The sequence below is a fragment of the Bradyrhizobium sp. LB13.1 genome, assembly GCF_054056815.1.
On record NZ_JBSRYQ010000001.1, the window covers coordinates 4,796,845 to 4,810,234 of the forward strand.

General features: G+C 63.5%; 12 protein-coding genes and 1 pseudogene. 1 reads left to right on the forward strand and 12 read right to left on the reverse strand.

All coding sequences use genetic code 11. The annotated features are described in order from the left end of the window. Nucleotides 1–5: 5 nt before the first annotated feature. Complete coding sequence (lpxA, locus tag ACVWYI_RS22890; RefSeq protein ID WP_247447376.1) at nt 6–800, reverse strand: acyl-ACP--UDP-N-acetylglucosamine O-acyltransferase; 795 nt, start codon at nt 798–800, stop codon at nt 6–8. Between the two features lie 175 nt (nt 801–975). On the opposite strand from lpxA, the gene ACVWYI_RS22895 reads away from it, so the two are divergent. Continuing rightward, the gene (locus tag ACVWYI_RS22895) at nt 976–1,299 is read left to right on the forward strand and encodes a KTSC domain-containing protein (RefSeq protein ID WP_247447375.1); all 324 of its coding nucleotides are present in this window, start codon (nt 976–978) and stop codon (nt 1,297–1,299) included. Nucleotides 1,300–1,309: 10 nt separating this feature from the next. Here the strand turns inward: ACVWYI_RS22895 and fabZ are convergent, their stop codons facing one another. From fabZ to ACVWYI_RS22950, 11 genes and pseudogenes are all read right to left on the reverse strand, one after another. Beyond that, nucleotides 1,310–1,726 (reverse strand): 3-hydroxyacyl-ACP dehydratase FabZ, encoded by a 417-nt coding sequence (gene fabZ, locus ACVWYI_RS22900; protein WP_249803886.1) that lies wholly within the window; start codon nt 1,724–1,726, stop codon nt 1,310–1,312. A gap of 41 nt (nt 1,727–1,767) precedes the next feature. Continuing rightward, entirely contained in the window at nt 1,768–2,835 is a 1,068-nt protein-coding gene (lpxD, locus tag ACVWYI_RS22905) for a UDP-3-O-(3-hydroxymyristoyl)glucosamine N-acyltransferase (RefSeq protein WP_456663280.1), read from the reverse strand. A gap of 125 nt (nt 2,836–2,960) precedes the next feature. Continuing rightward, nucleotides 2,961–5,519, reverse strand: a complete 2,559-nt coding sequence (gene bamA / locus ACVWYI_RS22910) for an outer membrane protein assembly factor BamA (protein ID WP_456663281.1) — start codon at nt 5,517–5,519, stop codon at nt 2,961–2,963. 186 nt (nt 5,520–5,705) lie between these two features. Beyond that, nucleotides 5,706–6,859, reverse strand: a pseudogene (gene rseP / locus ACVWYI_RS22915) (RIP metalloprotease RseP). 44 nt (nt 6,860–6,903) lie between these two features. Beyond that, nucleotides 6,904–8,127 carry a 1-deoxy-D-xylulose-5-phosphate reductoisomerase gene (dxr, locus tag ACVWYI_RS22920; protein ID WP_456663282.1) on the reverse strand — a complete coding sequence of 408 codons (1,224 nt, stop codon included), beginning with the start codon at nt 8,125–8,127 and terminating at the stop codon, nt 6,904–6,906. Nucleotides 8,128–8,131: 4 nt separating this feature from the next. Next, entirely contained in the window at nt 8,132–8,974 is an 843-nt protein-coding gene (locus tag ACVWYI_RS22925) for a phosphatidate cytidylyltransferase (protein ID WP_354049546.1), read from the reverse strand. Further along, nucleotides 8,971–9,729, reverse strand: coding sequence for an isoprenyl transferase (locus tag ACVWYI_RS22930; protein WP_456663283.1), 759 nt, complete (start codon nt 9,727–9,729; stop codon nt 8,971–8,973). The genes ACVWYI_RS22925 and ACVWYI_RS22930 overlap by 4 nt, the downstream gene beginning before the upstream one ends. Nucleotides 9,730–9,823: 94 nt before the next feature. Further along, nucleotides 9,824–10,387, reverse strand: a complete 564-nt coding sequence (frr, locus tag ACVWYI_RS22935; RefSeq protein WP_247349255.1) for a ribosome recycling factor — start codon at nt 10,385–10,387, stop codon at nt 9,824–9,826. 66 nt (nt 10,388–10,453) lie between these two features. Beyond that, nucleotides 10,454–11,170, reverse strand: a complete 717-nt coding sequence (gene pyrH / locus ACVWYI_RS22940) for a UMP kinase (RefSeq protein WP_456663284.1) — start codon at nt 11,168–11,170, stop codon at nt 10,454–10,456. A gap of 60 nt (nt 11,171–11,230) precedes the next feature. Next, on the reverse strand, nt 11,231–12,154 hold the full coding sequence (gene tsf / locus ACVWYI_RS22945; RefSeq protein WP_456663285.1) for a translation elongation factor Ts: 924 nt from the start codon (nt 12,152–12,154) through the stop codon (nt 11,231–11,233). Nucleotides 12,155–12,286: 132 nt separating this feature from the next. Continuing rightward, nucleotides 12,287–13,276: a 30S ribosomal protein S2 gene (locus ACVWYI_RS22950; protein ID WP_247349258.1), complete on the reverse strand. Its 990-nt coding sequence runs from the start codon at nt 13,274–13,276 to the stop codon at nt 12,287–12,289. Between the last annotated feature and the right edge of the window lie 114 nt (nt 13,277–13,390).

Here is a 13,390-nt window from a genome sequence, read left to right on the forward strand (position 1 = left end):
AGAACTCACTTCGCGATGGCGGGAAGACAGAGCGGGCGATGCTTGCCCTTGCCGATGAAGTCGAGGATTTCGGCGATCGCCGGATCTTCACCGGCGAGCGGCCGCGCCGTCTCCAAGCGTTCGGCAAAGGTGCCGGGGCCATGGAAGAGTTTCTGGTAAAACGCGCGCACGGTCGCAAGCCGCTGCTTGGTAAACTTGCGCCGCTTCATGCCGATTAGGTTGAGGCCTTCCAGCGCCGCATACTGGCCGTTGGCCAGCCCGAACGGAATGACGTCGTCGCGCACGCCGCACACGCCGCCGACCATCACCTGCGGGCCGATGCGCGTGAACTGATGCACCGCGGACAGACCGCCGATGAAGACGAAATCACCAATCTCGCAATGACCGCCGAGCGTCGCCGAGGTGGCGAAGATCACGTCGTTGCCGACATGGCAGTCGTGGCCGACATGGCTGCAATTCATGAAATAGTTGCGGTCGCCGACCTCTGTGATTCCGCCGCCTGTGACGGTGCCGGCGTTCATGGTCACGGATTCGCGGATGGTGCAGCCCGAGCCAATCTTGAGCTTCGTCAATTCGCCGCGATAGCTGAGCGATTGCGGCGGCGTGCCGAGCGAGGCGAAGGGATAGATGGTGCAATCGTCGCCGATCGTGGTTTGCGCGGTGATATGCACATGTCCGATCAGCTTGCAGTTCGCGCCGATCACGACATTGGCGCCGATGATGCAATAAGGTCCGATCTCGGTGCCCTCGCCGATCACGGCGCCGTCCTCGACCCGTGCGGTGGGATCAATCTTGCTCATCAAGCAATCAAACTCGTCAAGAAGGGCTGGTTATGCGTTGAAGTCATTCGATTTTCCGGTGGTTAGCGCGACTATGCCCGATCTGTCCAGTGACGTATCATCTCGCCGTGTTTCAAGTGCCGGATGAAGCAACCTTCTCGGCTCGTCAACAAGTTCACACGGAGCTTCAGCTATCGTGGTCAGGGCCCTGGCACTTCTGCTCGCACAGCTCGCGGCCGCACCGATCGTCTCCGAAACGGTCGAGACCGGCGAACTTCGCCCCACCGACCTCGCGACGTTCGAATGCCGCGACATCAGCCGCAGCACGGTGCTTCAGCGCGTCTGCTACGACCGGGCGCAGCAGAACCTCGTAGTCGCGGTCGACGGCAGGTATGACCGCTATTGCGCCGTCGCGGCCGAGACCGTCGACAGCCTCCTGGGCGCTCCGTCCATGGGCCAGTTCTTCAACCGGAATATCAAGCGCGAGGCAGCCGGCAGCCGCTACGACTGCCGCGCATGAACCGGACCGTTCAGTCGGTCAGCATGGCGCCGACGTCGGCTTCCGCGACCACCTGGCCGTTGACCTTGGCATCGCCGTGAAACCACCACATCGCCTTGCGGCGCCCGACCGAGCGCATGTGATACTCGATGGTGTCGCCGGGCAGCACGGGCTTGCGAAACTTGCACTTGTCGATGGTGAGGAAATAAACCGCCCGCGGCTTCTCGGTGCCCTCGACCGACTTGATGCCGATTACGCCCGCGGTCTGCGCCATCGCCTCGATCATCATCACGCCGGGATAGACCGGACGATCCGGGAAATGGCCCTGGAACTGCGGCTCGTTGAAGGTGACGTTCTTGATGCCGATGCCGCTGTAATCGGTGCGGATGTTGATCACGCGATCAATCAGCAACATCGGAAAACGGTGCGGGAGCGTTTGCAGAATCATATTGATGTCCACAAGCTCGAACCTGACCGGTGCTTCGTCCGTCACTCCCGTTCCTCCTGCTTCGGCTCGGCCTTGCCGTCGCGCGCCAAGCGCTCCACCGCCAAGATTTCCTTGAACCACTGCCTGGTCGGCTTGGCAAAAAAACCACCCCAACGTCCGTTGGGAGGAACGTCGTCCTTGACGCCACTCATGGCAGTCACCTGAGCTCCATCCCCGATCTTGACGTGATTGTTGATACCCACCTTCGCGCCTAGCGCCACGTTGTCGCCGAGGGTCAGACTGCCGGCGAGGCCGATCTGGGCTGCCAGCAGGCAGTGCCGGCCGATGGTCACATTGTGGCCGATCTGGACCTGATTGTCGATTTTGGTGCCCTCCCCGATCACGGTGTCGCGCAAGCTGCCCCGGTCGATCGTGGTGTTGGCGCCGACCTCCACATTGTTCTGGATCAGCACGCGGCCGGTCTGGGGCACCTTCAGATGGCCCTCGGGACCGAAGAAGATGAAGCCGTAGCCGTCCTGGCCGATCGAGCAGCCGGGGTGGATCAGCACGTCATTGCCGATCAGTGCGCACTGGATGGCGGTGCGCGCGCCGACATTGCAGTCCCGACCGATCTTGACGCCGGGGCCGATCACGGCCCCTACACCGATCACCGTGCCACTGCCGATCTCCACGTCGGGGCCGATCACGGCCAGGGGATCGACGATCACGCCGTCCTCGAGCCGGGCCGTGGGGTCGATGATCGCCGACGGCGCGATGCCGTCGTTGCCGGTCCAGGATTGCGGCCGGAGGGCGTCGCCATGCCACTCCCGCGCAATCCTGACGAAGGCGCGGAACGGCTGCGTCGCCCGCAGCACGGCCACATGCGCGGGCACCTTGGCCTCGAAACGCGGGCTCACCAGGCAAGCTCCGGCCTTGGTCGCCTTGAGTTCGTCGGCATATTTGAGATTATCGAAGAACGTCAGGTGCATCGGGCCGGCCTCGTCGAGCGAAGCCAGACCCGTGATGATTTGGCCGCCCTTGGCGGGATCGACCAGCTCCGCTTTGGTCAGCGTGGCAATGTCAGCCAACGCTGAGGCAGGCGGTTTTGTGAAGAAGGTCGGCTGCGCCATTCCACCCCATCGCGGTCCGGCTTCGGCATGAAGCGGCAAGACCGCATCATGCCTCATCTCTTAAATTGGCACGATCCCTTTCGGAAACCGGCTCCAGTGATCCGGATCGTGCCGTGCTGATCGAATTAGAACGAGGTGCCGCCGCCGAACCGGAACTCCTGCGTACGGTCGTACTTGCCCTTGCTGAGCGGCACGGCGTAGTCGAAGCGCAGCGGACCGAACGGCGACTGCCAGATCAGGCCGACACCGACCGACGATCGGATCACCTTGCTGTCGTCGTAGATCAGGCCGGTACAGGTTCCCGGCGTCACCGGATTGGTGGTCGAAGCCGTGCAGCCGGAGTTAAACGGCGTGGTCGTTTCGCCAGTCACTCCCCACGTCGTCGGCCCCTTATAGTCATACAGGCCGCCGGCGTCGGCATAGACCGCGCCCTTCAGACCAACTTCCTTCGGCAGGAACCAGAACGGCATCTGCAATTCGAGCGAAGCGCCCCAATACTTGGTGCCCCCAAGGGCGTCCTGCGTGTCGTACGGGTTGATATCGCGCGGGCCGATGCCGTTCGGGGCGAAACCGCGGACGAGGTTCGGGCCCATCTGGAAATGATCGAGCATGCGCAGGTCGTTGGAGCCGATCTTGTTCAGCATGCCGCTCTGCAAATGGACGAGGCCGACGACGTCAGACACCAGCGGAGCGTAGTACTTAGCGTCGATGACGGACTTCAGGTAGGAGACGTCGCCGCCGACGCCGGCGAAATCCTGCCGGAAATCGACGAGCAGACCGTCGGTGGGGTTCTTGTTGTTGTCCAGCGTGTTGTAGGTCAGCGTGTAGCCCAGCGCCGAGGTCAGGGTCTTGCCGCTCGCAAGCTCCTTGCGCACCGGCAGCGAAGCTTCACCGTCGCTGTAGCAGCCGAGGCCGTTGGTCGCGGCGAAGTTGAAGCCGCTGGACGCGATATCCGCAGCGCCCTGCGCTGTGTTGGCGTATGCAGGGGAGGGATTAAACGCCGGTCCCAGAATGTTGTTACAGTTCGCCAGGTAGGACGGCAGCGTGATTTCCTGCTGGTAGATCGAGTAGCGCAGCTGCAGCGACAGATCTTCACGCAAGGCGAAACCGAGGCGCGGCGAGAAGCCGAGCGTCTTGGTGCCGTAGGAGATGTAGCTGTTGGACAGCTGCTGGCGCTGATAGAGGTCGAGACCCAGCGCAACACGATAGTCGAGCAGATAGGGCTCGACGAACGACAGCGAATAGCCGCGGGCGTACTGGCCATAGGTCACCGACGCCTTGGCGAACAGGCCGCGGCCGAGCAAATTGCGTTCGGAAACCGAGACTTCGGCCAGCGCGCCGTCGGTGGTGGAATAACCGCCCGAGACCGAGAAGTCGCCGGTCGATTTCTCTTCCATGTCGACGAGCAGGATCACGCGGTCGCTCGACGAACCGGGCTCCGTCGTGATCTTCACGCTCTTGAAATAGTCGAGGTTCTTCAAGCGCCGCTCGGCACGGTCGACCAGCGCGCGGTTGTAGGCATCACCCTCAGAGACGTCGAACTCACGACGGATCACGTAGTCGCGCGTGCGGGTGTTGCCGCGAAGGTTGATGCGCTCGATATAGGTGCGCGGGCCCTCGTCGATGTTGAACACGACCGACACGGTGTGCGCCTCGAAGTTGCGGTCGCCGCCGGGACGGACCACGGCGAAGGCATAACCGCGGCGCGAGGCCTCGATCTGCATCTCCTCGACCGACTTCTCGACCGATTCGACGTTGTAGAGCGAGCCGACATTGATGCGCGAATAGTTGCGCATCGAGGTGGGATCGAAGTTCGGAATGCTGGAGCGGAAGTCGATCGCGCCGACGCGGTATTGCGAGCCTTCCTCGATCTTGAAGGTGACGTTGAAGCCCTTCTTCTCCGGATCGTATTCGGTGAGCGCGGCCACGACCTGGACGTCGGCGAAGCCGTTCTTGAGATAGAAGCGGCGGATCAGGTCGCGGTCGGCTTCGACGCGATCGGGATCGTAAATGTCGCTGCTGGCGAGGAAGCTCAGCAGGTTCGATTCGTGCGTCTTGATGACGTCGCGCAGGCGGTAGGACGAGAACGCGCTATTGCCGACGAATTCGATCGACTTGACGCCGGTCTTGGAGCCCTCCTCGACCGTGAAGATGAGGTCGACGCGGTTGTTGGGCTGCTCGATGATCTCAGGGGTGACGCGAACGTCGTAGCGGCCGGAGCGGCGATAGATTTCAGCGATTCGCAGCGTGTCGGACTGCACCATGGCCCGGGAAAAGGTGCCGCGGGCCTTGGACTGGACTTCGGCAGTGAGCTGCTCGTCCTTGATCTTCTTGTTGCCCTCGAAGGCAATGCGGCCAATCACCGGGTTTTCCACCACGGAGACGACGATCTGGCCACCGGCACCGCGGTTGATCCTGACGTCCTGGAACAGACCGGTCTCGATCAACGCCTTGAGGCCGTCGTCGATGGCACCTTGATCCAGGCGACCGCCGGGACCCGCCTTGAAATAGGAGCGGATCGTCTCCACCTCGACACGGCGATTTCCTTCAACGGAAATCGACTGCACGGTCTGAGCGAGCGCAGACGAAGACACGAAAGCAGCCCCAACCGGGGCAAGCACCGGCGCGCCGAACATGATCAGGGTTGCGAGCAAGCCCCCCCGGAGTCGCAGTCCAAACTTCATTGCGCAGCGCGCCCTTATCATTCCGCACCAGACCCAACCCCAACGCCGGTCTGGAGATTCCCCAAGTTCAAGCCGCTTGTAGCCAATTTAAACGACGCCGCAAACGGCCGAGCGCGCCGTAATTTCATTTTCATTCCAAGACGTTGCCCAAGAGCAACGCCCAGCAACGCCACAAAAAAACCCCTATCAGGATGCGGCCATCCGCAGGATGTCGTTGTAGGTGGCAAACACCATCAGCATCAGCACCAAACCCAGCCCGATTCGGAATCCCATCTCCTGAGTCCGCTCGGACAGGGGCCGCCCACGGGCCACCTCCGCCGCATAGAACATGAGGTGACCGCCATCGAGCAGCGGGATCGGGAACAGGTTCAACAGGCCGATCGACACCGACAGCACCGCGCACAGGTTGATCACGAATTGGAACCCGGCGCTGGCCGCCTGCCCCGACATCTTCGCAATGCCGAGCACACCGCTCACCTCGTTCGGATTGCCGTTTCCGACGAACAGCGCGCCCAGGAACTTGAAGGTGCTGGTGATGATGAACCAGACCTGCTCAACCCCGATCTTGAGCGCTTCGCCGACGCCGACCGGCGAAGTCGAGGCTTCGCCCGCCTGAGACTTGTGCTCGATGCCGAGCACGCCCAGGCGATGGCTGTTGCCGAAGGGATCCTTGCGCTCCAGCAGTGCCGGGGTCGCGGTCAGCGACACGATGCTGCCGTCCCGCTTGACCTCGAAGGCAAGCGCCGAACCGGCGTTCATCGCAACGCGATTCGCTGCATGTCGGCAAAGCTCTCGATCGGCTTGCCGTCGATCTGGACGACGACGTCGCCGATCTTGAAGCCGGCTGTCGCCGCAGCGCCGTCGGCGACGACACCGTCGACACGCGCGATCGTGCTCGGCTTGCCGTAATACAACGCCATGCCGGCGAAGATCAGCGCGCCCAGAATGAAATTGGCGATCGGTCCGGCGGCAACGATGGCGGAGCGCGGGCCGACCTTCTTGTGATGGAAGCTGCCGGCGCGCTCCTCGGCCGTCATGGCCGCTAGCTTCTCGGACGACGGCGTCGAAGCCTCGCTCTCGTCCCCGAAGAACTTGACATAGCCGCCGAGCGGGATCGCCGAGATCTTCCAGCGGGTGCCATGGCGGTCGTTGAAACCGACCAGCTCAGGTCCGAAGCCGAGCGAAAAAGTTAACACGCGAACGCCCGCCCAGCGCGCGACCAGAAAATGGCCGAGTTCATGGAAGAACACGACGATGGTCAGGACGAACAGGAAGGGAACCGCATAGCCAAGGAGTCCATGGCTCAACGTATTGAAACTATGGACGAAAAAGTCGATCATCGAATTCCCTCATCCAGCGCCGCAATGCCCCGGCCGCGAACCATCTAGGATGCCTTTAAGGCAATTTGAGGCAATAGGGCGGCAGCTCTATTTCGCGCAACATGGTCAACAGAGATTGCGTCGTCGGCTGACGTCAGCGGGGCCTGGTTCCCGCTCCGGATCCAGTCGTCCAGCGTCGCTTCCACCAGCCTGGCAATCGCGCCGAACCGGATCTTGCCGGCGATGAAGGCGGCGACCGCGACCTCGTTGGCGGCGTTGTAGACGGTGGTGGCGCCCTTCCCGGTCCGAAGCGAATCGAAGGCCAGGCGCAGCCCGGGGAAGCGCTCGAAATCCGGCGCCTCGAAGGTCAGCTGGCCGATCTTGGCCAGATCGAGCTTGGCAGCAGGCCCCTTGATGCGGTCGGGCCAGCCGAGACAATGCGCGATCGGCGTGCGCATGTCGGGTGCACCGAGCTGGGCCACGACCGAACGATCGGAAAACTCGACCATGCCGTGGATGATCGACTGCGGATGCACGAGGACGTCGATCTCCTCCGGACTCAGCGCGAACAGATAGGAAGCCTCGATCACCTCGAGCCCCTTGTTCATCATCGAAGCGGAATCGATCGTGATCTTCTGGCCCATGCTCCAGTTCGGATGCTTCAGGGCTTGCTCGAGGGTTGCCTGCTCGATGTCGGCCGGCTTCCAGGTCCGGAACGGGCCACCGGAGGCCGTGATGATGACACGGACGAGCTCGTCGCGATTGCCTGAGCCGAGCGCCTGGAACAGCGCGTTGTGCTCGGAATCGGCCGGCAGGATGCAGGCGCCCGCTTTCGCCGCGCGCTGCATGAAGAAATCGCCGGCGCAGACGAGACATTCCTTGTTGGCGAGCGCGACATGCGCGCCGCGATCGACCGCCGCCAGTGCCGGCTTCAATCCGGCAGCGCCGCTCACGGCGGCCATCACCCAATCGGCCGGACGCGCGCCGGCCTCGATCACAGCGCTTTCGCCGGCGCCGCATTCGGTGCTGGTGCCCGCGAGCGCAGCCTTGAGCTCGGCAAACTTCGAGGTGTCGGCGATCGCGACGAAGCGCGCGGAAAACTCCTTCGCGAGCTTTGCCAGCGCTGCGACATTGCTGTTCGCCGTCAGCGCCTCGACCCGGTAGCGCTCGGGAGAGGCGCGCAGCAGATCCATCGTGCTGTCGCCGATCGAGCCGGTGGCGCCGAGAACCGTGACGCTGCGGACGGTCGATGCCGCAGTCTTGTTGTTACGCAATGGAACCGCGCTCATGTCCTCACCAAACCATAAGACCGCTTCCGGCGCTATGCACACCATGGCGGAGGAAACCGATAATCCATGCCACCAGGATGGCAGCGACAAAACCGTCCAGACGGTCCAATAGCCCGCCATGGCCGGGAATTAAGTGACTGGAATCCTTGACATCGAAGCGTCGCTTCACCGCGGATTCGAAGAGGTCCCCGCAGGCCGACACGACCGACAGGATGGCGCTGACGAGCAGCAATGGAACCATCTTTCCGAGCCCGCAAGCGGCAAAGCCGGCCGCAACCAGAAGGCTCGCGGCAAAGCCGCCGAGCGCCCCTGACCAGGTCTTCTTCGGGCTCACCCGCGGCCACAGCTTCGGTCCGCCGATGCTTCGGCCGGCGAAATAGCCGCCGATATCGGTCGCCCACACCACCAGCAGCACGAACATCAGCGCGGCGAAGCCGTTCACGAGATCCTGCCGCAGCAGGATCGAGGCCAACAGCGCCGCCGATGCATAGGCGAATCCAGAGGCCGCCCAGACGAACTTGCCCCGCGCGATCACCGTCACGATCGCACCGCCAATGAGGCCGGTGATGATTGCGGTCTTCAGCGCGCCGAAGGCCACGCAGGATCCCATCAAGGCGATGACGATGGTCCCTGCCCCGGTCAGCGCGACCGATCCCGCGCCCACCACCATCAGCCATTCCGCGAACAGTCCGATCGATACCAGGGTGACGAGAAGCGCCCACAACCAACCGCCGGCATAAGCGAGTGCAATGGCGAGCGGCGCCAGCACCAGCGCTGCGAGGACCCGCATCACGAGATTGCTCGGGGCAGGCTGAGAGCCGGCCGGTGCGGCGTCGGGTTCACTCACGAGGCGGTTTTCGCGACCAGGCCGCCGAAACGGCGTTCCCGCCTGGCAAATTCGGCGATGGCGCCTTCCAGCGTCGCCTTGTCGAAATCGGGCCAGTGAATCGGCACGAAGACAAGCTCGCTATAGGCGGCCTGCCACATCAGGAAGTTGGACAGCCGCTGCTCGCCGCTGGTGCGGATGATGAGATCGGGATCGGGAATGTCGGGCGCGTCGAGATGCGCTCCCAGTGTCTCGGCATCGATCGTCGCGGGATCGCGCCGCCCCTCGGCGACTTCGCGCGCGAGCTTCTGTGCCGCCTTCGCAATCTCCTGCCGCGAGCCGTAGTTGAAGGCGACGACGAGCGTGAGGCGCGTGTTGTCGCGCGTCAGTTCCTCGGCCTCGTTGAGGAGTGCGCATATGTCGCCCTCCAGCCCGTCCCGCTCGCCGATGATGCGGACCTTGACGCCGTCGCGATGCAGGCTCGCCAGATCGTTGCGGATGAAGCGGCGCAACAAGCCGAAGAGATCGCCGATCTCGCTCGCCGGACGGGACCAGTTTTCCGAGCTGAAGGAGAAGATGGTGAGATAGCGGATGCCGAGCTCATGCGACGCGCGAACCGCGCGGCGCAGGGCCTCCACGCCGCGGCGATGGCCTTCCGCCCTCGGCAAGCCGCGCGCGGCCGCCCAACGCCCATTGCCATCCATGATGATGGCGACATGCGCAGGCGCCTCGGACCGATCGGGTCCTTCCGTTGCTGGCGCGGCGGCGTTGGACATGAGGATGCCTTAAAGCATGATCCCGAAAAGTGCGAAGCGGTTTTCCGAAAAGATCATTGCGCGAACAATAACCTAAAGCGCGATCCATCGCGCTTTAGACGGTGAGGATTTCTTTTTCCTTGGCAGCCAGCAACTGGTCGATCTCGGAGATCGTGCCGTCGGTCGCCTTCTGCACCTCGTCGGAGTGACGCTTCTGATCGTCCTCGGACATCTCGTGATTCTTCTCGAGCTTCTTGAGAACGTCGAGGCCGTCGCGGCGGACATGGCGCGCGGCGACCTTGGCGGCTTCCGCGTATTTGTGCGCGACCTTGACGAGCTCCTTGCGGCGCTCCTCGTTGAGCTCGGGAATGCGCAGGCGCAGCACCTGGCCTTCGGTCGCGGGCGACAGGCCGAGATTGGAATCGACGATCGCCTTTTCCACCGCCTTGACCATCGACTTGTCCCAGACCTGCACCGAGATCAGGCGCGGCTCCGGCACGCTGACGGTGGCGAGCTGGTTCAGCGGCATGTGGGTGCCATAGGCGTCGACCTGCACCGGGTCGAGCATCGAGGCGGAGGCGCGGCCGGTGCGCAGGCCGCCAAGTTCGTGCTTGAGCGACTGAACGGCGCCCTGCATGCGGCGCTTCACTTCGTTGAGGTCGAAATTATCCGTGGCCATCACGTTTCTCCTTCAAAATCCCGGCGACCTCTCCGCACCCTTCTCTCAGGGCGCAACGACGAGCCGTCAGCCGGCGACGATGGTTCCGTGGCCGCCGCCACGCAGTATAGCGCCGATCGAACCCGGCTCCGCGATCGAGAACACAATGATAGGCAGCGACGTCTCGCGGGCAAGCGCGAAGGCGGTCGCATCCATCACCTTGTAGCCGCCCTCGATCGCCTGCGAATGCGTCAGACGGTCGAATCGCGTCGCCGTCGGATCCTTCTTCGGGTCGGCCGAGTAGACGCCATCGACATTGGTTGCCTTCAGCACCGCCTCGGCGCCGATTTCGGCGGCGCGCAGCACTGCGGTCGTGTCGGTGGTGAAGAACGGATTGCCGGTTCCGCCGCCGAGCAGCACGATCCGGCCCTCGGCGAGGTATTTGTGCGCCACGGTGCGGGTGAAAAGCTCGGAAATCTCGGGCATGACGAAGGCCGACAGCGTGCGCGCCGGCGTTCCCTTGCGCTCGATCGTCGCCTCCAGCGCGAGGCAGTTCATCATGGTGGCGAGCATGCCCATGGTGTCGCCTGTCGGGCGCGACACGCCGCGCGAGGACACCTCGACGCCGCGAACGATGTTGCCGCCGCCGATCACGACCGCAACCTCGGTGCCCAGTTGGCGGGCGGCGATCAGATCGTCCGCGACCCGGTCGATGGTCGGCTGGTCGATGCCAAAACCCTGCTGTCCCGCGAGATATTCGCCGGACAGCTTGATCACGACGCGACGATAGACCGGATCAGTCATGAGCACTTTCCTTGTCCGGGCGCCGCTTCCGGCGGCACGCCGGAAGGAACGTTCCGGCGCTTACTTCTTGCCGCTGACCGCGGCGACCTCGGCCGCGAAGTCGCTTTCCTGCTTCTCGATTCCCTCACCGAGAGCATAGCGCACAAAGCCCGCGATCTTCACCGCGCCGCCGACCTTGCCTTCGGCTTCCTTCACCGCCTGCGCCACCGACTTGCCGGTGTCGTGGATGAAGGCCTGCTCGAGCAGGCAGACTTCCTTGTAGTAGGTCTTGAGACCGGACTCGACGATCTTCTCGATCACGTTCTCGGGCTTGCCCTGCTGGCGATATTTGTCGGCGAGCACGTCCTTCTCGCGCTTGACGACCGCCGGATCGAGACCGGACGGTTCGAGCGCCAGCGGATTGGCGGCCGCGACATGCATCGCGATCTGGCGACCCAGCGTTGCGAGTTCATCGGCCTTGCCCGGCGATTCCAGCGCCACGATCACGCCCATCTTGCCGGCGCCCTCGACGACCGCGCCGTGGACGTAGCTTGACACCACGCCCTGGCTCACTTCGAGCGAAGCTGCGCGGCGCAGCGTCATGTTCTCGCCGATGGTGGCAATCGCGTCATTGATCGCGGCTTCGATCGTGACGTCGCCGACCTTGGCGGCCTTGATCTTCTCGACATCTGCGCCGACGTCGAATGCGACCTGGGCGATCATCTTGACGAGGCCCTGGAACTGGCCGTTGCGCGCGACGAAGTCGGTCTCGGAGTTGACCTCGATCACGACGCCCTTGGTGCCCTTGGTGAGCGCACCGATCAGGCCTTCGGCGGCGACACGGCCCGACTTCTTGGCGGCCTTCGACAGGCCCTTCTTGCGCAGCCAATCCTGCGCCGCTTCCATGTTGCCGTCGTTTTCGGTCAGCGCGGCTTTGCAGTCCATCATGCCCGCGCCGGTCGACTCGCGCAGCTCCTTGACCATCGCAGCTGTGATCGTTGCCATCGTTGAAAATCCTTTTTGCCTGCCGGTTCGCCGCGGCGTGGCATTCAATTGCCCCGCCGCGGTCCATCTCAGGAATTCGCGTCAACTGAAATGGTGGCCGGAGCTTATCCGGCCAACCCATCGCTCTTTTGACTATTCCGCTTCCGCGGTCAGCGCCTTGGCCTTGGCCACCCAGGCATCGGCCCGGCTCGGCAGACCGACTTCTTCGCCGATCTTGTGCGCGGTGTCGTGATCGAGCTCGGCGAGCTGCCAGAAATGGAAGATGCCGAGGTCGTTGAACTTCTTCTCGATCGCACCCGACACGCCCGGGAGCTTCTTGAGGTCGTCGGAAGTACCGCGCGGACCGGCGAGGCCCTGGAAGCCGCTCGTGACCGGCAGCTCTTCGGCGGCCGGCCGAACCGAAGCGCCGACGTCGACGCCGGAATCGCCCTGGGCACGCGAGATGCCGTCAATCGCCGCACGCGCGATCAGATCGCAATAAAGCGCGATGGCGCGGCCGGCGTCGTCATTGCCCGGCACCACATAGGTGATGCCCTTCGGGTCCGAATTGGTATCGACAATCGCTGCGACCGGGATGTTGAGCCGCTGGGCTTCCTGGATCGCGATGTCTTCCTTGTTGGTGTCGATCACGAAGATCAGGTCGGGCAGACCGCCCATGTCCTTGATGCCGCCGAGCGAACGGTCGAGCTTGTCGCGCTCGCGCTGAAGCGTCAGGCGCTCCTTCTTGGTGTAGGAGGAGGCATCGCCACCGGCGAGCACGTCGTCGAGATGACGCAGGCGCTTGATCGAGCCCGAGATCGTCTTCCAGTTGGTCAGCGTGCCGCCGAGCCAGCGCGAATTGACGAAGTACTGCGCGCAGCGCTTGGCAGCGTCGGCGACGCCGTCCTGCGCCTGGCGCTTGGTGCCGACGAACAGGATGCGGCCGCCCTTGGCGACAGTGTCGCTGACCGCCTGCAAGGCGTTATGCAGCAACGGCACGGTCTGCGCGAGGTCGACGATGTGGATGTTGTTGCGAGCGCCGAAAATGAAAGGGGCCATTTTCGGATTCCAGCGATGAGACTGGTGACCAAAGTGCACGCCGGCTTCGAGGAGCTGACGCATAGTGAAATCAGGTAGTGCCATCGTTCTAATTCTCCGGTTGGTTCCTCCGGAAGCGTGTGAGCAAAACGGAGCGTTGTCGCCCCGGCTGCCACCGGACGGCCTTGTGAGCCATGCTTCCGTGTGAGATGGCGCGCT

What these genes read in the sequence shown, in the direction of transcription:
- dxr (WP_456663282.1), bottom strand. Translation starts at nt 8,127, where the DNA reads ATGAGCGCGGTTCCATTGCGTAACAACAAGACTGCGGCATCGACCGTC.
- ACVWYI_RS22930 (WP_456663283.1), bottom strand. Translation starts at nt 9,729, where the DNA reads ATGTCCAACGCCGCCGCGCCAGCAACGGAAGGACCCGATCGGTCCGAG.
- tsf (WP_456663285.1), bottom strand. Translation starts at nt 12,154, where the DNA reads ATGGCAACGATCACAGCTGCGATGGTCAAGGAGCTGCGCGAGTCGACC.
- pyrH (WP_456663284.1), bottom strand. Translation starts at nt 11,170, where the DNA reads ATGACTGATCCGGTCTATCGTCGCGTCGTGATCAAGCTGTCCGGCGAA.
- fabZ (WP_249803886.1), bottom strand. Translation starts at nt 1,726, where the DNA reads ATGATTCTGCAAACGCTCCCGCACCGTTTTCCGATGTTGCTGATTGAT.
- ACVWYI_RS22950 (WP_247349258.1), bottom strand. Translation starts at nt 13,276, where the DNA reads ATGGCACTACCTGATTTCACTATGCGTCAGCTCCTCGAAGCCGGCGTG.
- bamA (WP_456663281.1), bottom strand. Translation starts at nt 5,519, where the DNA reads ATGAAGTTTGGACTGCGACTCCGGGGGGGCTTGCTCGCAACCCTGATC.
- lpxD (WP_456663280.1), bottom strand. Translation starts at nt 2,835, where the DNA reads ATGGCGCAGCCGACCTTCTTCACAAAACCGCCTGCCTCAGCGTTGGCT.
- lpxA (WP_247447376.1), bottom strand. Translation starts at nt 800, where the DNA reads ATGAGCAAGATTGATCCCACCGCACGGGTCGAGGACGGCGCCGTGATC.
- frr (WP_247349255.1), bottom strand. Translation starts at nt 10,387, where the DNA reads ATGGCCACGGATAATTTCGACCTCAACGAAGTGAAGCGCCGCATGCAG.